General features: G+C 60.5%; 19 protein-coding genes. 7 read left to right on the top strand and 12 right to left on the bottom strand.

Features of this window, described 5'->3' with window-relative positions:
• From CGZ66_RS23590 to CGZ66_RS23555, 8 genes are all read right to left on the bottom strand, one after another.
• Entirely contained in the window at nucleotides 1-534 is a 534-nt protein-coding gene (locus CGZ66_RS23590) for a TadE/TadG family type IV pilus assembly protein (protein WP_245331186.1), read from the bottom strand.
• Nucleotides 535-539: 5 nt separating this feature from the next.
• Nucleotides 540-2,066, bottom strand: coding sequence for a TadE/TadG family type IV pilus assembly protein (locus tag CGZ66_RS23585; protein WP_095088515.1), 1,527 nt, complete (start codon nucleotides 2,064-2,066; stop codon nucleotides 540-542).
• Nucleotides 2,067-2,143: 77 nt separating this feature from the next.
• On the bottom strand, nucleotides 2,144-2,455 hold the full coding sequence (locus tag CGZ66_RS23580; protein ID WP_095088513.1) for a hypothetical protein: 312 nt from the start codon (nucleotides 2,453-2,455) through the stop codon (nucleotides 2,144-2,146).
• A complete protein-coding gene (locus CGZ66_RS23575; protein ID WP_095088511.1) occupies nucleotides 2,442-3,881 on the bottom strand; it encodes a type II and III secretion system protein family protein in 1,440 nt (479 codons plus the stop codon). Before CGZ66_RS23575 ends, CGZ66_RS23580 begins: the two co-directional genes overlap by 14 nt.
• A 76-nt stretch (nucleotides 3,882-3,957) precedes the next feature.
• Entirely contained in the window at nucleotides 3,958-5,019 is a 1,062-nt protein-coding gene (gene cpaB / locus CGZ66_RS23570; RefSeq protein ID WP_095088509.1) for a Flp pilus assembly protein CpaB, read from the bottom strand.
• Between the two features lie 88 nt (nucleotides 5,020-5,107).
• Complete coding sequence (locus CGZ66_RS23565; protein ID WP_095088858.1) at nucleotides 5,108-5,287, bottom strand: Flp family type IVb pilin; 180 nt, start codon at nucleotides 5,285-5,287, stop codon at nucleotides 5,108-5,110.
• A 622-nt stretch (nucleotides 5,288-5,909) separates the two neighbouring features.
• Nucleotides 5,910-6,098: a hypothetical protein gene (locus CGZ66_RS23560; RefSeq protein WP_095088507.1), complete on the bottom strand. Its 189-nt coding sequence runs from the start codon at nucleotides 6,096-6,098 to the stop codon at nucleotides 5,910-5,912.
• Between the two features lie 863 nt (nucleotides 6,099-6,961).
• Nucleotides 6,962-7,141 carry a Flp family type IVb pilin gene (locus tag CGZ66_RS23555; protein ID WP_095088856.1) on the bottom strand — a complete coding sequence of 60 codons (180 nt, stop codon included), beginning with the start codon at nucleotides 7,139-7,141 and terminating at the stop codon, nucleotides 6,962-6,964.
• A gap of 681 nt (nucleotides 7,142-7,822) precedes the next feature.
• Between CGZ66_RS23555 and CGZ66_RS23550 the strand changes: the two genes are divergently transcribed.
• The 7 genes from CGZ66_RS23550 to CGZ66_RS23520 all read left to right on the top strand — a co-directional run bounded on the left by CGZ66_RS23550 (nucleotide 7,823) and on the right by CGZ66_RS23520 (nucleotide 13,936).
• Nucleotides 7,823-9,208 carry a TadA family conjugal transfer-associated ATPase gene (locus tag CGZ66_RS23550; protein ID WP_095088505.1) on the top strand — a complete coding sequence of 462 codons (1,386 nt, stop codon included), beginning with the start codon at nucleotides 7,823-7,825 and terminating at the stop codon, nucleotides 9,206-9,208.
• Nucleotides 9,208-10,179 (top strand): type II secretion system F family protein, encoded by a 972-nt coding sequence (locus CGZ66_RS23545; protein WP_095088503.1) that lies wholly within the window; start codon nucleotides 9,208-9,210, stop codon nucleotides 10,177-10,179. The genes CGZ66_RS23550 and CGZ66_RS23545 overlap by 1 nt, the downstream gene beginning before the upstream one ends.
• A gap of 12 nt (nucleotides 10,180-10,191) precedes the next feature.
• On the top strand, nucleotides 10,192-11,148 hold the full coding sequence (locus CGZ66_RS23540) for a type II secretion system F family protein (protein WP_095088501.1): 957 nt from the start codon (nucleotides 10,192-10,194) through the stop codon (nucleotides 11,146-11,148).
• Nucleotides 11,149-11,216: 68 nt separating this feature from the next.
• The gene (locus CGZ66_RS23535) at nucleotides 11,217-11,768 is read left to right on the top strand and encodes a tetratricopeptide repeat protein (protein ID WP_167392223.1); all 552 of its coding nucleotides are present in this window, start codon (nucleotides 11,217-11,219) and stop codon (nucleotides 11,766-11,768) included.
• A 1-nt stretch (nucleotide 11,769) separates the two neighbouring features.
• Nucleotides 11,770-12,294, top strand: coding sequence for a prepilin peptidase (locus tag CGZ66_RS23530; RefSeq protein ID WP_095088497.1), 525 nt, complete (start codon nucleotides 11,770-11,772; stop codon nucleotides 12,292-12,294).
• Nucleotides 12,295-12,424: 130 nt separating this feature from the next.
• Nucleotides 12,425-13,216, top strand: a complete 792-nt coding sequence (locus CGZ66_RS23525) for a methyltransferase family protein (RefSeq protein ID WP_095088495.1) — start codon at nucleotides 12,425-12,427, stop codon at nucleotides 13,214-13,216.
• Between the two features lie 327 nt (nucleotides 13,217-13,543).
• Nucleotides 13,544-13,936 (top strand): exopolysaccharide production repressor protein, encoded by a 393-nt coding sequence (locus CGZ66_RS23520; protein WP_245331185.1) that lies wholly within the window; start codon nucleotides 13,544-13,546, stop codon nucleotides 13,934-13,936.
• A 32-nt stretch (nucleotides 13,937-13,968) separates the two neighbouring features.
• Here CGZ66_RS23520 and CGZ66_RS23515 read toward each other — a convergent pair whose 3' ends face one another.
• The 4 genes from CGZ66_RS23515 to CGZ66_RS23500 all read right to left on the bottom strand — a co-directional run bounded on the left by CGZ66_RS23515 (nucleotide 13,969) and on the right by CGZ66_RS23500 (nucleotide 19,073).
• On the bottom strand, nucleotides 13,969-14,715 hold the full coding sequence (locus CGZ66_RS23515; RefSeq protein WP_095088854.1) for an SDR family NAD(P)-dependent oxidoreductase: 747 nt from the start codon (nucleotides 14,713-14,715) through the stop codon (nucleotides 13,969-13,971).
• 203 nt (nucleotides 14,716-14,918) lie between these two features.
• Entirely contained in the window at nucleotides 14,919-16,028 is a 1,110-nt protein-coding gene (locus tag CGZ66_RS23510; protein WP_095088491.1) for an NAD(P)/FAD-dependent oxidoreductase, read from the bottom strand.
• Entirely contained in the window at nucleotides 16,009-16,431 is a 423-nt protein-coding gene (locus CGZ66_RS23505; protein ID WP_095088489.1) for a hypothetical protein, read from the bottom strand. Before CGZ66_RS23505 ends, CGZ66_RS23510 begins: the two co-directional genes overlap by 20 nt.
• Nucleotides 16,428-19,073 (bottom strand): LodA/GoxA family CTQ-dependent oxidase, encoded by a 2,646-nt coding sequence (locus CGZ66_RS23500; protein WP_095088487.1) that lies wholly within the window; start codon nucleotides 19,071-19,073, stop codon nucleotides 16,428-16,430. Before CGZ66_RS23500 ends, CGZ66_RS23505 begins: the two co-directional genes overlap by 4 nt.
• Nucleotides 19,074-19,094 lie beyond the last annotated feature (21 nt).

Here is a 19,094-nt window from a genome sequence, read left to right as displayed (position 1 = left end):
TCAGAACCGGATCAACCGCTCGTCGTGGGAACCATGAATCGTGAGCGGCCCAATGCCGATGAACGACAGCATTCCAACACCCGCGTATGGGTACGAGCCGACCGCACGGACGGTGCAGACTTGTGCCGTGGTGGAGCGATATTGGGTAACGCCGCCCGACACGGTATCCTTGCATGAGTTGTTCATCGTCACCGTCGCATACGATGTCGCCCCTGATGTCTGCCAGCCGCTGACGCGCGCGCTGCCGGTGCCGGTCGGGTTGCCGAACACTGCGATGTTCGCGGCCATGGTGGCGCAGTTGATCGCCGCCAGCCCCGCATCGGTATACATCTGGCTGTTGCAACGCGCGCCAAAGCGGGCGGCGTCTGTAAGCCCGGCCTCCATCAGCAGCTTGTCATGGATCAGGTTGCCGAACTCGAACACTCCTGCCGACAGGACCAGCATCAGCGGCGTGATCAGTGTCATCTCGACAATCACTGCACCGCGTTGGTCGTGTCGAAATCGACTGAGATATCGGGACAGCATCTTGAACATCGCGGTCACCGGTAGAGCTGCGCTTCGTCGCGCAGATAGTTGTCGAGCGTACCGCTGCCGCCTTTGCCGGTGATGTCGACCAACTCGACGTAGATATTCTTACCGTCTATGATCGGCTCGGTGATGAAGAAGCTGCCGAATCTCCTGACCGGAATGCCCGTCTGGCGGCCGCTGAAATTCGTGCCCGAAGCTTTGAGCGCATTGCAGTCCAGGATTGCGCCGTAAAGCAATCGGCGGTCGGGCGTCGAGATCGGGGTGCCGGCTCCTGCGGGCGGCGTGCCTTTTTCACCTCCAACCGAAGCATCGCCGACGATACTGTCATTGGTGAGCGGGTTTCCGTCGGGATCGATCTCGTAGCGGTAAACCTCATACCGCGTCGGGAGGTTGGCACCGGTTCCTGATAGAGCCGTAGGCACCGCACGTGTCGGATGATTGGCGGCCCAGTAGCGTGCGAAGTTCCAATCGCCGGCGCCCATGCGACCGCCCATCATGGTGCAGTTGCCGGCGATCTGGCACGAGTCGCGTTCAAGCCCGATGCCTTTGGTCGGGTCTGTTTGGTAGTTGACCTTGTTGTTCTTGACAAATTGATCCCAGTTTATGGCACCCTTGCGTACATTGACCGCAGGCCCGTCCGAGAACGATGACGCATCGATACCGAAGCGCGAGTTGATGCCATCCAGCACCGGACCCGCATTCTGTCCCGGCTCGGTGTCGACGCCGTCGCGCGAATAGCAATTCTGCGGCTTGGAGTCGGCAAGCATCTTTTCGAGCTGATTGGCGCCGTTGCCAAACGGTGAAGCCAGGAAAGCGAAGTTGCCGGGAAAGTAAGACCCGTCTCCGCGCAGCATGATTTGGCGGCGGCGGTATTGCCTGGTTTGCGCCGCCTGTTCCAGCGTGACGCCGCCGGTGAGGGTTGTATCCTCATACGGGTTGCACATGAAAACGGGCGTGTAATCGCAGACGCCCGACGTAAACCCGGCAGTCGCCCGGGCAGCAACGTTGAAGCCGTTGCTGGCCGAGTTGCCCGTCAGAAACGACGCGGGGAATATCGCGGCGAAACCAGTCGGCGCCACCTTCACTTCAATGAATGCGGTTTCATCTTCGCCGATAGATTGCGTTGCATTGGCATAGTTTGCGCTGGTGACGAGAGTTCCGTCTGACGCGGGTATGGTCTTCAGGAAACACCACGAAATGTTGCCGGAGCTGTTGCATCGTGCGGTGCCGCCTGGCTCCCCGGAAGTCAAATTGAACCGGCCAGTAGGACCAACGGTTGAGAAAGTGGCCTCGTTGGTAACCAGCGTCGCCATGGCGCGTTCGGCTCTGACCCATGACCCGGGCAAGCCATCAAGCTCGGCGGCTCCGGCCAATGCAAAGGCATCCGCCGCCTTCTGCAAATCATTGTGCAGGTTATTGACCCGGCTCATGTCGATCGCCAGCAGCGAAAAGCCGATGATCGCCGGCAGCGTGACGCTGACGAGGATCAGCGCTACTCCTCTCTGATCGTGCCAGAACGCGCGAATGGTCCGCAGCATGGCCTTACTCTTTGCTCCCCTGACGCCGGCTTTCCTCGTATTGCCTGGCGCATTAAAACCGCATCCTTCTGTTCAGTTCACGGCGTCGTCGTCGTCGTCGTTACAGCCGACCCTGCCCCGCCGACATTGACATTTATCGCTGGCGGTGGCGGCGGCGGCGGCGGAAATCTGTAGTTGTTTGCAACAGCGGCGGCCCGCGTGCCGTCGCCTTCGATCCTGGTGTTCTTGGAAGCCGGGTTGAGCGGGTCGACCGTCTGCAGCAGCGAGTTGAACTTCTGCGTGTCGCCGGCGGCCAAGGTCACCGTATCGTAGTTGTTCAGATAGTCCGCGGCGCAGCCTGACAGCGCGCTGGCGCACAGGATGAGGATCAAGAGGCTATTTCTTGACATAGATCATCTTGTCCTTCGATTTGAAGTCGAGCATGTGGCCATAGGGGCCGGTGACGCCGTCGCCTGTTTCATATTTTCGGATCATGTCCTTGTTCACCTCGAGCTGGCCCAGCAAGAAGAATTCCGGGTCGTTGGCCGGCCGTGTCTTGTCGAACGGCGTCGCCAGCTGCTCGCCGGGCTTCACCGGCCGCACGACATGCGGCGTGACGATGACGACCAGCTCGGTTTCTTCCTTCTGGTTGTCCGAATTGCGGAAAAGCGCGCCGACGACCGGCACCTGGCCAAGCCACGGCACCTGTTTCTGGATCTTGGTGTTCTTGCTGGACAGAAGCCCGCCGACGGCGAAACTCTGGCCGTCGCGCAATTCGACGACGGTCGACAGCTTGCGGTTGGTGAAGATCGGGTCGCCGGTAACGGTGAAGGAAGTCAGGTCGCTGACTTCCGGCGCCAGTTGGATATGGATCTTGCCGTCGTCGAGCACGATCGGCGTGAACAGCAGATTGACGCCGAATTGCTTGTACTGGATGATGGGCTGGCCATTACTGTCGAGGCTGCGGATGGGTATTTCACCGCCGGCGTTGAAGCTGGCCGGCTCGCCTGAAAGCGTGGTGAGATTGGGTTCGGCCAGCATGCGCACGACACCCTTGGCCTCGAGCGCCTGGATGACCATGTCGACCTTGATGTTGCTGTCGATGATTTGGGTGATCAGCGCCGCGAACGGATTGGCGTTCGACAGGAGTCCGGGGACCAGACTTCCGACCCCAATCGGGTCTCTGTCCCTGTCAACCGTGCCAATGCCGGTTGCAAACTTGGTTGCATCGCTGCGCCCGACGAAGGAAACGCCGACGTCGCGACCGGCGTTGCGCTTGGCTTCCAGCACGCGCACTTCCAGGTTGACCTGCTGGCTGTCGTCGACGATGACGGAGTTGATGATGGCATCGGGGCCATATTGCTGCGCCACTTCCATGATCGCCGCCAGCGTGGCGCCGTCCTTGACATGACCGCCAAGCCTGACCCTGCCATTGACCGAACCGACTTCGACGCGCGACCTTGGCGCCACCTGGCGGATCGCCTGCGCCATGTCGCTGACGTCGACGCCGACCTCGATCTGGATGACGCCGAGCGAGTGCTTGTCCGTGGAGAAGAGATTGACCGTGGTGGTGCCGGCGCCCTTGCCGATGACATAGAGCGTGCGGTCGGTCATCGGCTGGGCATCGGCGATCTTCTCGTCGCCGACGACGATGTCACCCAGAGTGGCGTTCACCTGGATCGTCACCGATTGCGACATCGGCAGGAAGATCTTATGGACGCTGGGGTTCGACACGTCGATGAAGCGGTCGGCCGCCTCAGCCGCCAGGCTCGACAGAAACAGCGCTGCCGTACAGAACAACGCGGCCGCCGCCATTCTCAACCAAGTCCACTGCATCCCCAACTCCCCACTCGCTACCGGTGGCAGCCCCACTTTATTCGCCGGTGGCAGCCACTTTATTCAGCGCATCTTATCATTGTTGTCGCGGCACGTCATATGTCTCAAGCTTCACACCCCGAAAAACGCCCACGCTAGCACGCGACGGGGGCTCGGGTGTGACATATTTGACTACTTCCTTAACAACTTCCCGCGCTTCCGGGGCCGTTGCCACGGCCGGAGCCGGCTTGATCTTGCTCAGATCGTCGAGCTTGTTTCCGACTCGGTCGACTGCCTGTGCCAATCCAGCAATCTTGTCGTCGGCACGCTTGCGCGCGTCCTCCGCGAGCTGGCGATCGGCTGCGGCAGCAGCGTCGGCTGCAGCCTGTTTGGCGAGCTCGGCTTGCCTTTTGGCGACGTCAGCCGGCATTTCCCCGGTCAGGTCGGAAAGAGTCACGCGCTCGGTCGTCTCGCCCTTGCTGGCGGCTGCCTGGCGAAGCGCCAGGGACAACTGGCCCGCGCCGGCGGCCAAGGTGAGCTTCTGCGCATCCTTGGTGCTGGCCTCGAGCGTCACTGATTTGACGACCGTTGGGCTGTCCTTGCTTTCGTCCGCAACCTGGTCGACGGCGAGCACCTTCATGCTTTGCAGCAGCACGTCGACAAAACTCTGGTCCGGGCCATCTTCACTTCGCACCGTACGAGTCAGCAGCACATCGACCCGGTCACCCGGAAAGACGAAGCCGGCAACGCCGAGCACGTCGTTGACGCGGATGGACACCGCCTTCATGCCTTCGCCGAGCACCGCCGATAGCGTGGCGCGCTGGCCGGGGCCGGTAATTTTGGTGGCGAGGATCGGTTCGTTGACGCCGATCGCCTGCAACGCCTGCTTCGAGCCGTCACCGGCGAGCAGTTCCTTTGTCGTCTTGAAGGCACCGGCCGGAACAGCGCCAGATGGCCATGCAACTTCACGCAATTTGTCGGCGTCAAGCGTGTCGCCGAACTTCAGCCCCACCGCGGCGACGACGACCGTATCGCGCGGGACTTCACTTGTTTGTGCCATCGCATCTCGCTGATTTGCCAGCCAGATGTTGGCGAGGACAACCGCAATAACGCCGAACACGCCGGCGAGAACAACCATAATGACAGTGTTGGCACGCATGACCCAGCCCCTTGTTCCCCGGGCAAACGCTCGTCGCCCGCCCCTTGTAGAGCTTTGGGCCCGGACCAGCCGGGCCCAGAGTGTTTGGTTAGCCCAGATTGAGCGCGTTGGTCAGTGTGTTCCACGAGGTCGACACATAACCACCGACCAGAACAATCGCCGCAATTGCTGCGGCGCTGATCAGGCCGATCAGGATCGAGTATTCGACCATGGCAGCGCCGTTTTCGTCGTCGCGGAACTGCCGGGTCATCGTCATGAGCTTCTTCATGTCAATTTCTCCCTTTTGGAGGTTTGAACCCGACGAGACGAGCCAGAGATGAAATCCATACCCAAGCATCCCCCGTCATCTCGATCCTAGGTCCCACGAAAAAGCGAAGTCAAATGGGATTAAGAGTTCGTTAACGTTTGAATACCTGATCTACCGCGCTATGAGCCGATTTAGATTTGAGCAAGACCTTGATTCGACTAATTTTTCAAGCGCTCTTAACCATTCGTTCACAATTCGGTCTCAGTTGGGGGTATGCCGATCATATATTAGGCGTACAGCATATTCCTTTATATCTAAGGGGTTACGCCTTGTTTGTGGACGCTGCGCCACCTGTTACGGCTTGTAAGGTTCCGTGAGGCTGGGTAGAGGGGCGTCTAGGCAGAATAAAAACGATATTTTCCAGAAGGCAGCCTTAACTATGTTGTAAGTATTGGCTCCGGGGCACCACCAGGAGCCCTTTCCCAGTGCTAAGTTTGCGCATCGCAAACTTAGCACTATGCGCAGTCGGCAGCCTGGTCGGGCCAGCAGGGCAATGGGTGGGGAGCAGGGGGTCATGCACGTATCGCGTCCAGAATGCAAACTGGCGAGAGGCCACCCCTGCAAATCCAGCCCGCCGTGAGCCCTAAAGAACAGCGCGTCGGCTCTTGGAGCCAAAGGCTTGAATCATGGGTGGCGCGGTTTTGAGCGCTTTAAAAAGCGGCTTCTCGATCCAGACGTGGACCGTCCAGCCGATCAGCCCACAGACCGCCAACGTCAGCACGATAATCAGGTCGGGCGAGGTCGGATGGATGATGATCCACAGTGGGACCATGATGATCGCGTTGCCTACAAACTGGATACACCGGACCTATCGGGCGAAGCAGCATCGCCGAACCATACAATCCGAGCACGACCTAAAGCGACCTGCGGTTCCAGAGCACCAAGGCTGCCATTGCATAGAACAGGACCTCGAAACAAAGGGTCCATGCGACAGGCAGCAAGGTTTTGTCATGACGTCGGTTGCTGGCCACAGCAGGAACGTGGCGGCCACATTCCGCTAGCCAACATCCGGGCCTGACATTAGGAGCGCGGCAGGAATGCAAACGACAATATAGATCGGCACACGCGGCGCCAGCGCCGCCATGCGAACTCCTGCCAAGTCAATCCGACGGATGTTCTGGCGATGATGACGCCGGATATGACGAAGAAAATATCGACCCCGGCACGCCGACACTCTGAACGTTTTGAGACGCCAGGCCGCCTGACCCGGTTATAGCGGTGCGGTCATGGCGGCATGCACATAGACGACCATCAGCGCCGCTATGAAGCGAAGTATTTGCAAAGATCAGATCAAAGCAAAAGTCCCCAGACACTGCCAAGCGCAAGCACTTGCCGGTCGATGACGCAAGCGGATGGCTTCTGAGGAGTTAACAGCGCCCCACAAGTTTACCGATCAATCAGATGTCGATGGAAATCCACTTTCAAGGCCAGAAAATTCATCGGCCATGCGGCGCTTGAAACAGCGTCGAAGGACGAGGTCTTGAACAAGATCCGCCCGTTCGTCAGTCCGTTCGTGGCGGCAACGCGCGCCGCTGAATGCTCGCGAGCTCGACCAATTGACCAGCGGCACCGCCGACGAGATGCTTTGGTCCCGGCGCCGATCGAGCCGGGACCAAGCCTGGGCCTAAATTGTAGTCAGCCCAGATTGAGCGCGTTGGTCAGTGTGTTCCACGACGTGGACACATAACCGCCGACCAGAACAATCGCCGCAATTGCCGCGGCGCTGATTAGACCGATCAGGATCGAGTATTCGACCATGGCAGCGCCGTTTTCGTCGTCGCGGAACTGCCGGGTCATCGTCATGAACTTCTTCATGTCAATTTCTCCCTTTTGGAGGTTTGAACCCGACGAGACGAGCCAGAGATGAAATCCATACCCAAGCATCCCCCGTCATCTCAATCCTAGGTCTCACGAAAAAGCAGAGTCAAACGGGATTAAGAGTTCGTTAACGTTTGAATACCTGATCTACCAAGATTCGAGCCGATCTAGATCTTGGCAAAGGATTGATTCGACTAATTTTTCAAGCGCTCTTAACCACTCGTTCACAATTCCGTCGCAGTTGGGGGTATGCCGATAATATATTAGGCGTACAGCATATTCCTTTATATCTAAGGGGTTACACCTTGTTCATGGCTCCGCACCACCTGTTGCGGTCTGTAAGGTTCCGTGAGACCGGGTGGGAGGGCGCCTCAGACAAAATAAGAACGACGTTTTTTGGACAGAGGCCTTAACTATGTTGCAAGTATTGACTTGCGGTCCGCCGCCAGACGCTTGCCCCCTCCCGTGGTTAATGGTTAGTTTATGCCTTACGAATTTAGCGGGGCTAATCGTTGTGTCGAGGCGATCGGAAACGGGGCAGGCGGAGAGTGGGGAGCGGTTCGCGAGACGGCTTCAGGATCGCGCATGCGGCGTGACCCAGGTGGGCCTCGCCGGCGGTGCGCGCAGCTCCCGGTCAACAAATAGTCTCAGGGCACGAGAATTCGGGGGCAGCACAAAATGTTAGGCCGTTTCATCAAGGGGGCAGCCGAGCCGCTGGCGCAGCAAGTAACCCAACGGGCACCGCTACCCGTTGCACCGCCGCCGCCACCAGTTCCGGATCTGGCACCGCATGGCGACGAGTTCCTGGCGCTGAAAGTCGATCTCCATCGACATCTGATCGACCGGTTCAACCTCGCGGCGCTTGAAACATCGTCGAAGGACGAGATCCTGAACGAGATCCGCCCGATCGTGCGTGAGTTCGTTCGTGGCCGCAACGTGCCGCTGAATGCCCGCGAACTCGACCAACTGACGAGCGACACCGCCGACGAGATGCTCGGGCTGGGACCGATCGAGCCGCTGCTGAAGGACGATTCTATTGCCGACATCCTGATCAACACCCACAAGCGCGTCTTCATCGAGCGATATGGCGTGATCGAGGAGACCGGGATTCGTTTTCGCGACGAGGCGCATCTGCTGCGTATCATCAACAAGATCGTCTCGGCAATTGGGCGGCGCGTGGATGAATCGGCGCCGATGGTCGATGCGCGGCTGGCCGACGGCTCGCGCGTCAACATCGCGGTGCGGCCGATCTCCGTGGATGGGCCCCTGGTGTCGATCCGCAAATTCTCAAAGAATCCCTATTCGCTTGAGCGCCTGATGGCATTCAATTCCATCCGCCCGCCGATGGTCGATCTCCTGCGCATCGCCGTGCAATCGCGCAAGTCGATCCTGGTTTCGGGCGGCACCGGCAGCGGCAAGACGACCTTGCTCAACGCGCTGTCGAGTTACATCCCCTCGAGAGAAAGACTGATCACCATCGAGGATGCGGCCGAACTGCAGCTGCAACAGCCGCATGTCGGCAGGCTGGAGACGCGTCCGCCCAATGTCGAGGGCAAGGGCGAGGTGCGCCAGCGCGAATTGCTGAAGAACGCGTTGCGCATGCGGCCCGATCGGATCATCGTGGGCGAGGTACGCGGCGAGGAAGCCTTCGACATGCTGCAGGCGATGAACACCGGCCATGAGGGGTCGATGACCACCATCCATGCCAACACGCCACGCGACGCGATCTCGCGGCTGGAGCAGATGGTCGGCATGGCCGGCATGCCGATGAGCAACGATTCCATCCGGGCGCAGATTGCCTCGGCCATCGATATTGTCGTGCAGACGCAGCGTCTTTCGGATGGCGGCAGGCGCGTAACGTCCATATCGGAGCTGACCGGCATGGAAGGCAACGTTGTCCAGCTTCAGGAAATCTACCATTTCGTGCGCCGCGACGTCGGCGCCGACGGCTCCATTGTCGGTGACTTTCGCGCCACCGGTGTTCGACCGCGCTTTGCCCAGGAGGCGGCGACGCTTGGCCATCAGTTTGCCAAGGATGCCTTCAATCCTCAGGTTCCGCTCTGATGCCGACCGGACAGACCTTACTCTACTTCATCTACGTGCTGGCAGCGGCCTCGGTCATTCTCGCTGCGGAATCGTTCTACGTATCATTTTCAGGGCGGCGCGCGCGCATCACCACCGTCAACCGGCGTATCAAACGGTTGCAAGAGGAGGCCCCGGCCGAACAGACGTTGCAGGGCCTGTTGCAGGAACGTGGCCTGACGGCGACTGGCGACTTCATCTTCGGCGCAGTCGCGCTCAACCGGCTTTACACGCAATCCGGCATAACTGGTAACCCCCTGGCCTTTGCCGCGGTATTCCTGTTGGCCGGTCTGGTGTCGGCCCTGGTGCTGCCGTTGGTTCTGGGCTTTTCGACTGTGGCCGGGATCATCGCCTTTTTTGTCGTCGGCCTTATCCTGCCGCTTCTCGTCTTGCGCCGTGCACGCAACAAGCGAATCCAGAAATTTGCTGCCCAACTTCCCAACGCACTCGACATGATCGTGCGTTCGTTGCGCGCCGGTCATCCGACATCGGTGGCAATCGGGCTTGTGGCACGTGAGATGCCAGACCCGCTCGGTACCGAATTCGGCATCGTCTCCGACGAAATCACCTTTGGCCTCAGCCTCGAACAGGCCGTGCGCAAACTCTCGCAACGCGTCGGCTTTGAAGGCCTCCATCTCCTTACCATATCACTCTCCATTCAGGCCAAGACCGGCGGCAACCTGACCGAGATGCTATCGAATCTTTCATCTTCGCTCCGCGAGCGGCAGAAATTGAGGCTGAAGATCAAGGCGCTTTCCGCCGAGGGCCGAGCATCGGCATGGATAATATCTTTATTTCCCTTGGTTATGTTTGGAATACTTTTTATAGTTGCTCCCAGCTATTATGGAGATATTTGGGGTAGCCCGCTGATAACGCCGGTATTCCTGATATTTGGAATATTGGCGCTTTTTGGCGATTTCATCATGTTTCGAATGGTCAATTTCGATTTCTGAGGAGGGCGCGCCATGACCGTTTTTGCAAGCCTTCAGAATTCGGGGATGCTCATCTCGTTCGCCGTTCTCATGGCGGCGATGGCGCTTTTTCTGTTCGGCGCATTGATAATCTTGCCGGCCATGCAGACACGGAAGCTGGTAGCGCAAAGCCTGTTGGCCGAGGGTATTGCCAGCCGTCGCTCGCTGATGGGCCAGGACCAGTTGGCCAAGATTTCGGCGCAGCGCCCAGTCGATGCGTATTTTCGGTCGATAGAAAAGGAACGTGACGAACCCAGCGCCCTGGACGCCAAGCTTTTCCGCGCCGGCTTCTATCAATCAACCGCGCCGGCGGTTTACACCTTGTCGCGCCTGGCTGCGGTCTTGATAGGCTTCGCGGTGACGTTCGCAATCCTGTCCCATATACTGCCGTCCAAGGTGCCAGGGGTCGTAGCCTTTGCCATCGCTGCCGTGTTCGGGCTGGCCTGCATAGTCATACCAAGCATCGCTCTCGATCGGTTCGAGAATGCACAAAAGCAGGTCTATCGCCGCGGCTTTCCGGATTTCATGGACATGATGATCACCTGCGCCGATGCCGGCATGAGCCTCGAGGCGGCGGTCGAGCGCGTCGGAACAGAACTTGCCGCCACCCACAAATGGCTCGGTATTCAGCTGACGATCATGAATTTGCAGTTGCGCGCCGGCAAGCCATTGCGGGATGCACTGCGCGAGCTCGCGGACCGAATCGGTCTCGAAGAGGCGAGATCCCTGGCGGTGCTGTTCCGGCAATCGGAAGAGCTCGGCACCAGCCTGACAGACGCCTTGCGGGTCTACAGCGACGAAATGCGCAGTCAGAGAATCCTGCGCGCGGAGGAGATCGCCAACGCTCTTCCGGTCAAGATGATGATTCCGCTGGGTCTTTGCATCTTTCCTGTCGTTATGATGATTGTCATGCTACCAGTTGTCATCCGAATGAAAGGCGTTTTCTTCTAGTTCCATATATGCTTTGGTTCTAAAGCTAGAGTCGGAGGGCTCGTGGGGACAAGCTCTTGGGGGACAAAATGATAGGGCCAATGCGTCTCGCAGCCGTAGCAGCCAGTCTGTTGATGATGGTGCTTGCCGGCTGTCAAACGAACGACTCCCTCGATGGTGTCGTTCGCACCAACGAGCCGTCGAAAGGCGACGTAACGTCCTTTGGCGATGCTTTCGACGGGCTGAAGACGGTCGGCGATGTCGAATATCACGCCTCGGACCAGGCCGTGGCCGAAGCCAAGAACCAGTTCCGTGCGGAAAACTATGGCAATGCCGGCGCCTTGTTCTTCAAGGCGACGCAACTGTCACCCAATGACGGTAACGCGTGGATGGGGTTGGCTGCCTGCAGCGACCGGATCCACCGCTTCGATCTCGCCGACCGGGCCTATGCCCGAGCCCTCAAGCTGGTCGGCCCGACGGCGGAATATTACAACAATGTCGGCTATTCCTACCTGCTGCGCGGCAAGCTGCAGAATGCACGCAGCAATTTCCTCAAGGCCTACGAACTGGCGCCAAAAGATCCGACCGTCGCCAACAATCTGAAGCTGCTGTCGTCGAGCGTGCAGAACATCGAGCGCTAGCATGCTGCTTGTCGAATCGCTGCTGCTGATGGCGCTCGCCATCCCCTTGCTGGCAAGGATTGCGTGGCTCGACTTCACCACCCAGCAGATAGCCAATCGCGACGTGCTTCTGCTGCTCTGCCTGGGGGCGGGGTCGCAGTTGCTGCTGTCGCTACAGTCCGGATTCTGGTTGGACATGGGGTTGAGTGCCGCTGCCGGGCTTCTGTTGTTTGTCGCGCTCTTGCCTTTCTGGGCGCTGCGCAAGGTTGGCGCCGGCGATATCAAGCTGATGGCGACCGTGCCTTTTCTGATCGGTGGCAGCGCGCTCGTCGTCTTTTCCTTTCTGATGCTGCTTTTTGCTCTCGTCACGGCGCTGGTCGTGAAAAACCCAACGCTGCTGCCGGAAGGCACCTTCCGCGTATACATTCAGCATTTGGATCGCAAAGGTGTTGTGCCGTTTGGAGTGCCGATTTCCTTGGCGTCGATATGTACGATCGCGTTCCAAATCGTAAGCAGCTTCATCGCCCCCGGAAGTCTATTGATCTGAAGGGGTCATGCACGAAATCACTTGGTGGAGTTCGGCGAAGCTTCGGCTGCTGAGTTAACCCTCTGGAAACCAATAACTTGCCCCAGAGCCTGCAAAATGCTTGGATTGCATCTTGTTGGTGGGGCGCCAAATGAACATTTCCAATTCTGAAAAGGCTCGTGATCGCGGTTCTGATTTTGATTCCGATCGCATATCCGTTTGCTCTGAGGCGCAGTCGGAAAGTGATCAGGAAGGCATTCGTCAACGATCCATGCGCTTGCTCCCGCCTCCAGCTCTGCGTGATTTTGTCGGCCGCGCAACGCTGACATTTTACTTCGCGTTCGGCGCGGCCATAAAGGTGGGAGCTCTCATATTGGCTCTGCGCAATATGGTGTGGACGACAGCATCTGGCGTCGACCTTGCGGCGGACGTTGCCTCTCTCGGCTTCCTGGTGCTGATGGTTGTTTCAACCGTGACGCGTCTTCCGCCGGTGAAGACAGCGCAGGGAATCGAACCCCGAATCTCGGCGCTGATCGGATGCTTTGCCACGGTGACTTTGGTGGTTGTCCCTCGTGTCCAGATCCTTCCGCAGCTTGAATTGTTTGCGGACCTCATCATCATCGGCGGTTTCACGCTTTGCATTTGGTGCCTGTGGTGGCTCGGCAGATCGTTCAGCATCACTGCCCAGGCCAGGCGACTTGTCACAGCAGGCCCCTACCGGTTTGTGCGACACCCTCTCTATGTCTGCGAGGCGATCGTCCTGGTCGGCATCGTCTTGCGCAATCCGATATGGGAAACAGTTGCAATTTGCGCGATTGCTCTCACCTTTCAATATCGGCGGCTGGTCAATGAGGAAAAGGTCTTACAATCGGCCTTCCCCGAATACGAGTCCTACAAGCGTACGACGCCGATGCTACTTCCTTCCTTTTCTTCATTTTGGTGATCGAACGCCGCCGCGCCATTAGAATACCCTAGCCCAGCGATCTGAAGTGCGGAAAACCGCGCCCTCATCAAGTCGGCGATGTGCCTAAATAGCCAGCAAAAATGGCCGTATACCTCTATATTAGCTTGTGCTAACGTATAGAGGTCGCAGCCCAAAACACCCCAAACGACCCCCCGGTGCTGCGATTACCGAGCGCCGGCAAATATGCGCTCACCAGACTCTCCAGTTTGCCGGCGCTCGGTCCCCTCGGGGTGACGACGCGGGCGTTGCAGCAACGCTTTCCGCCGTGTGGGTTTCGTTTGCAATTTGGACAGACAAAGATCCGTCATGGCGCGCCGCAAAGGCATATTAGTTCATGCTTGCATTGATGTCCAAAAACTGGAACTGTTCGTGCGGGGTAGAAATCATGCGATGGGGCGAAAGACAACCGGGTCGATGCTTCCCGGAATCTTTCGAGGGCGAATGTATTTTCCACAGTTTCTGGTGGGAGCAACGGCGGCGTTGGCCGTTATCTTTGGCTGGATCTACAGCGTCACGGGCTCGTTTTGGGTCTCGTTGGCGTGGACAGTCATCAGCGCCGTCGTGCTGCAGGTGGGGTATTTCGCCTGTGTGCTCATCATGATTTTCCGTCGCGTCGATGAAACAACCGATGCCGATCGAGCGGTTCAGAAGAAGTCCGATGAAGCGTTTCCCGCCAAACGCGACGGTATCTCGTTCTAGAGTGAGAAGGGTGCGAATTCTCGTGGTTTGGATCAGTAGGTGGCGCGGCCGCCGGAGAGATCGAATACCGACGCGGTGGTGAAGCTGTTCTCCTTCGAGACCAGCCAGGCGACCATGTTTGCCGCCTCGTCGACTTCCAGGAACCGCGCGCGCGGGATCTTGGCCAGCATGTAGTCGATATGCTCCTGTTTCAACTGGTCGAAGATCGGCGTGCGCGTCGCAGCCGGCGTGATGCAGTTGACCGCTATGTCATAGCCAGCAAGCTCCTTGCCCAGTGACTTGGTCAGCCCGATGACGCCCGCCTTGGACGCCGAGTAGGCCGAAGCGTTGGGGTTGCCTTCCTTGCCTGCGATCGAGGCGATGTTGACAATGCGGCCGTAGTTGCGCGCCTTCATGGCAGGCACGACAGCGCGGTTGACATGAAAGGTTCCGTTGAGATTGATATCGATGACGCGCCGCCAGGCATCGAGCGGATACTCTTCGAGCGTGTGATTTGGCCCGGCTATCCCCGCCGAATTGACCAGGATCGAGACGGCCCCGCTCTCGTTTTCGGTGCGGGCGTGCGCCGCAAGCACCGCCTCGGCATCGGTGATGTCGACCAGGACGCCCTTGGCTGCGTCCCCGAGGCCGGCAACAGCCACCTCCAGCCCTGCCTTGTTCATGTCCCAAAGGCTTACCCTTGCGCCCGATGCGACCATCCGCCTGGCAAAGGCCAGGCCCAGCCCTTGCGCTCCGCCGGTAACGACGGCGACCTGTCCTTCAAGATCGATTTTGTTCATTGCGTTCAATCCCTGGCGATCGATATGCAGCCACACGACGGCACGCCCGATTTCGGCATGGAAATCGCCGACAGGGGCACTGCTGAAATCCCTCGTCTAACGTGGCGGCCCGACGCTTGTTTTGTTCGGGCGGGCAGTATCGACATCTTCAGGCAGCCGAGCCCGACGTCAATGGTGTCGGCGAGGGCAGGTCCGTAAATGTGCTACGTATTGTGATACAAATCTGCCGCGCGCACTTCGGGTTGAGGCCGACGCCGCTGCCAGAAGGCAGTGTCCCACCGCGCGGCGGCGGCATAATGCACGTCGAGCGCGGAGGCGTAGTCGGCAAAGCCCTGCGAGGCGATCATCGCGTAGCGCGTGCGTGCGAGGTCGTCGCGTCCGTCGACCATATCCGACGCGGCATAGGCGGCGAGGATCCCTGAGCGCAGCGCATGCACGATCCCGCGCGACGACAGCGGATCGGCGGCGAACAGGCAGTCGCCCGCCGCCACCCAGCGCTCACCCGCGGCCGGATCGACGGTGGCCGTTCCCGCCGATTTCACCAGCATTGCGGTTTCACGCGCGCCAGGAGGCAGAAGCGGTGCGATCAGCCGTGTTGCCGCCAGTGCGCGGTACCAGGATTCTGGGTCGCGCAGGCCGCTGCCCAGGTCAGGATCGGTCAGGCACGCCACCACCCGGCGTCCGCCGGGCAAGTCGGCGCTATACCACCAGCCCTCGGGGCGCGCCTCGATGACCATGCGGCCATCGCCCGGCGCGCGGTCGAAGAAGCGGGTGTATGCGGCGAGGTGGCCATGCACCCGAAGCTTCGCGCCGAAGGATCGCGCCAGCCGCCAGCTGCGGCCAGTCGCCCAGATCACGGCGCCTGCGAAAATGTCCCCATCGGCGAGCTTGAGCCGCCAGCCCTGGTCCTCGCGCACCGCCGAACGCACCTCGCACCCAAGTCGCACTTGTGCGCCGGCCGCCGCTGCCGCCTGCACCAGAATCTGATCGAACCGTGCCCGGTCGAGTTGCCAGCCGGCGCCGTGGGCGGAGAATATGCTGTACCGCTCGTCGAGCGCCTCGCGGGCCCATGCCGAAACGACCGCGCGGTTCTCCACGAAAGCCGCAGCAAGGAACGGCGTCCAGACGCCGAGCTGGCGCAGCAGCCCCTGTGCCACCGCCGCCAACATCTCACCCGGTTTTATCAGCTCGTGCCGCCCCGCTTCGAACAGCACCACGCGCCGTCCGGGCGCGTGGCGGCGCAGCATCAGCGCTGCCGCGGCACCCGCCGGGCCGCCGCCGATGACGACGAAGTCAGCCTGCTCGCACGGCATAGAAGGATGCCACCACCCCTGCCGGGTTCGTGCTGCCGCCATCGCCCGAATGCGGGATGGTGCGCACCACCGAGCCGACGATCGCGGGCACTTCCAGCCGGTCGGTGCTGTCGGGCCAAACCGGTACAAGCCAGCCGATATAGTCGTAGATCCACTGCTCGCCGCCGACCACGCCCTTGCCCTGGAAGCGGACCTGCATCGGCGAACCGTAAGCGAAGCTACCGCGCAGATCGAGCGACCATCCCGACCCGCCGATCGTTCCCGCAAGTTCGGTGACGGACTGCTCCGCAATGGCCAGCGTGCCTTCGCCGAACAAAAGGTCGTTGGTCGCCTTGCTGAGATCGGGGTCGTTGTTGAAGCTGCGATAGGCCCAGTTGCCGACAAACGGATTGGTCACGGTCATTCTCCCGAATCTTCGACGCAGATGTATTTGATACCGGGCGAGGGCTGATCGAGCCCGCCCGCCGGATTGCGGACGATGAAGCCGAGCTTCGACCATTCGGTCACCATCTTGAGGTCGCCGGCAAGCGTCTGCGGAATGCCGCGCGCCCAGTTGCGGAACTGGAAGTCCTTGCCGACGGGATAATAGGCCTGCATCGGCCGATGCGCCGGCCACCATAAGGTCTCCCACACGCGCCGCTCGCGCTCCATCAGCGTGTTGCCGACGCTGTCGGGATAAAGGACGTTCCATTCCTCGTAGGTGACGTCGATCGTCTGGGTGGAGCATTCGTTGAAATCCGCCTGCCATGGCAGCCCGCTGAGCTTGGTCAGGTCGCCGGGCTGCAATCCCACATCGAGGTCGCTGCCTTGCGACAGCGGGTCGGAGGCATAGGCGATATAGCCTTCCTCGCTGACGCCCGCTCCCCATCGGTTGGCGTTCTCCTGCGCCGCGGTCAGCGCAAAGCTATACCATTCCGGGTCTGCTTTGATCCGGTAGGGCTCGCGCCAGATCGCCGGGTTGCGGATGATCCACGTGACCTCACCGCCTGGGCAGAAGGCGCCGCCAAGTCCGTTCGACAGCACACCCTGGTCGAGACCGCGTCCGCCCGGCACATTCCAGTCCTTGTAGGGCTGCCAGGGATCGATCGCGGGGGCGAAGCCTGCATCCACCTCGTCAATGAAGATGCCCGCCGCCCATTGCCGCAGCAGGAACAGTTGCGTGTCGGTCAGCCGCAGGAACTTGCTCACCGTCTTGTTGGTGATCGGATTGTCGCCGGCAAGCAGCGGCATCAGCGGCAGATGATAGGTCCGCGTCGCCGGATTGGCGTCGAGCCGGAACAGGTTCTCCTCGCCTGGCTTGCGCAGCAGGTCGAACAGATACTGCCGCGCGGAACGGCCGGGATCGGTCGTGGCATCCTTGGCCGCGGCAGCGAGCGCGCGCTCGAGCAACTGGCCGGAACGGTATTCGAACGCCAACCGGCGGAGCGCAGCCTCGATCGGCTCGTCCGGATCGGTGGTCCGGTCTGGTTCGCCGGGCTCCTGCCGCGACGAGGCCCGGGCGAGCGTCAGCATCCGTTTGCGCGGCGGCGCGGCGGCCGCGGCGATGCGCTCGATCACGCCGGTGATCTCAGCATCGAAGGCGCTGCGCGCCTCGGCATAGGCCGGCTCGGCCACGGTGTCGTTGTCGGCGAAGGTTTTTTGCCAGCGCGCGGCATAGCTGCGCGGCGCCTCGCCATCGTCGGGCGGGCAGACCGCGGCGGTGAACGTCGCCGCTGCCGCCCTCAGCGTGGCGGCGGCATCGCCAACCACGGCATCTCTAGCCGCGCCCGGCGCCTGCGTTGCATCGAGTAGCATCAGGCTCGGTTCCACCGCTGCCTCGAGCAGCCGTCCGCCGACATGGTCGTCCTTCGCGCGGCCTTCCTTTTGCGCCAGCGCACGCGGTGCGATGCGTGGCGGGATGCACAGGCGATAGGGATCGAACGTGCCCCGGCTCGACTGGTTGTGCGGGAAGTTCGATTGCTGGAGGATGTTGGTGAAATAGGAGAATTCGTCGGCGCGGAAAATGATCGGCCAGATGTCGCGCCAGAACCAGGGGCGATAGGCCGGATTCCACTCAACCGGTCCTGCCTGCCAGTGCAGCAAGGCCGCCGTGTCGGTCGGATCGATCTTCTGCGGCGCGTCAAACGTTCCCGCGGTGCCGTACATGTCGGTGCGATAGGCAAATTCCCGGATAGACATGTCCTCGACCACGTCCTCCAGCGTGATCATGTCGAGCACTTCCGGCGCATAGCGCGGATACCCGACCAGCACCCAGGCAGGATATTCGACATCGATGTAGCGCAGCGCCTGGACGCGCTCCTCCATCATCACCAGCCGCGCCATCACCGGCCCGTCGGAGATGTCGTCGAACCAGCCGTCGCTGTTGGCGTAGGTCTTGATGCGCGGATGGCCAAACCCGCTGAGGAACGAGCCGCTGTTGCCGTGTCCGCCAAGCAGCAGCAGCCGCCCGCTGTCGTCGGTCATCATTTCGCCCAGCGTGTCGATGTCGTTTGGCACCATCCCGGTCGGCGGGAAGGTGACGGCATAGGCCGGGTTGGTGTCCCGCCCGAAGCTCGCCTTGCGCCGCGCGGTGCAGTCGACGGCTTGCGGGCCGGCGTCGATGATCAGATTCTGCCGTTCGACCGGATCGGTGATGCCGGCGTTGCGCAGCGGCGCGTCGGCGGCATAGCCGGCCTCGCCGCGCAGCCCGTCGAAGGTGAACCATGCCGCCTTCTTGTTGGCGAGCTGAACGCGCCACTGGATGTCGACCAGCTTGCCGCGATTGCCGCCGCCTTCGACATGGTCGCCGATCTTCAGCGGACTGCCCTGTGGGTTGGCCGCGTCATAGACGAAGATCTGGAAACGCGCGGCCTGGCGCTTGATGCGGCCCTTGCTGTCCTTGAAGTGTTTGATCGGCGCATCGCCTTTCGCGGCATTGCCGTTGGCGTCGCACTCGATCGGCAACTGCGCCGGCTTTTCCGGCGAGATGCAGAAACCCTCGGGGCTGTCGCCGAGCCGCGCGATGCCGACGGCCGGGTGGATGCGATAGACTGTTGGGTCGGCCATTTGATTTCCCCTCGGTGCCTG

Source organism: Mesorhizobium sophorae, assembly GCF_002270415.1.
Classification (GTDB): domain Bacteria; phylum Pseudomonadota; class Alphaproteobacteria; order Rhizobiales; family Rhizobiaceae; genus Mesorhizobium; species Mesorhizobium sophorae.
Note: the sequence above shows the minus strand (reverse complement) of the source record. Positions and strands in the feature narration are given on the sequence as shown.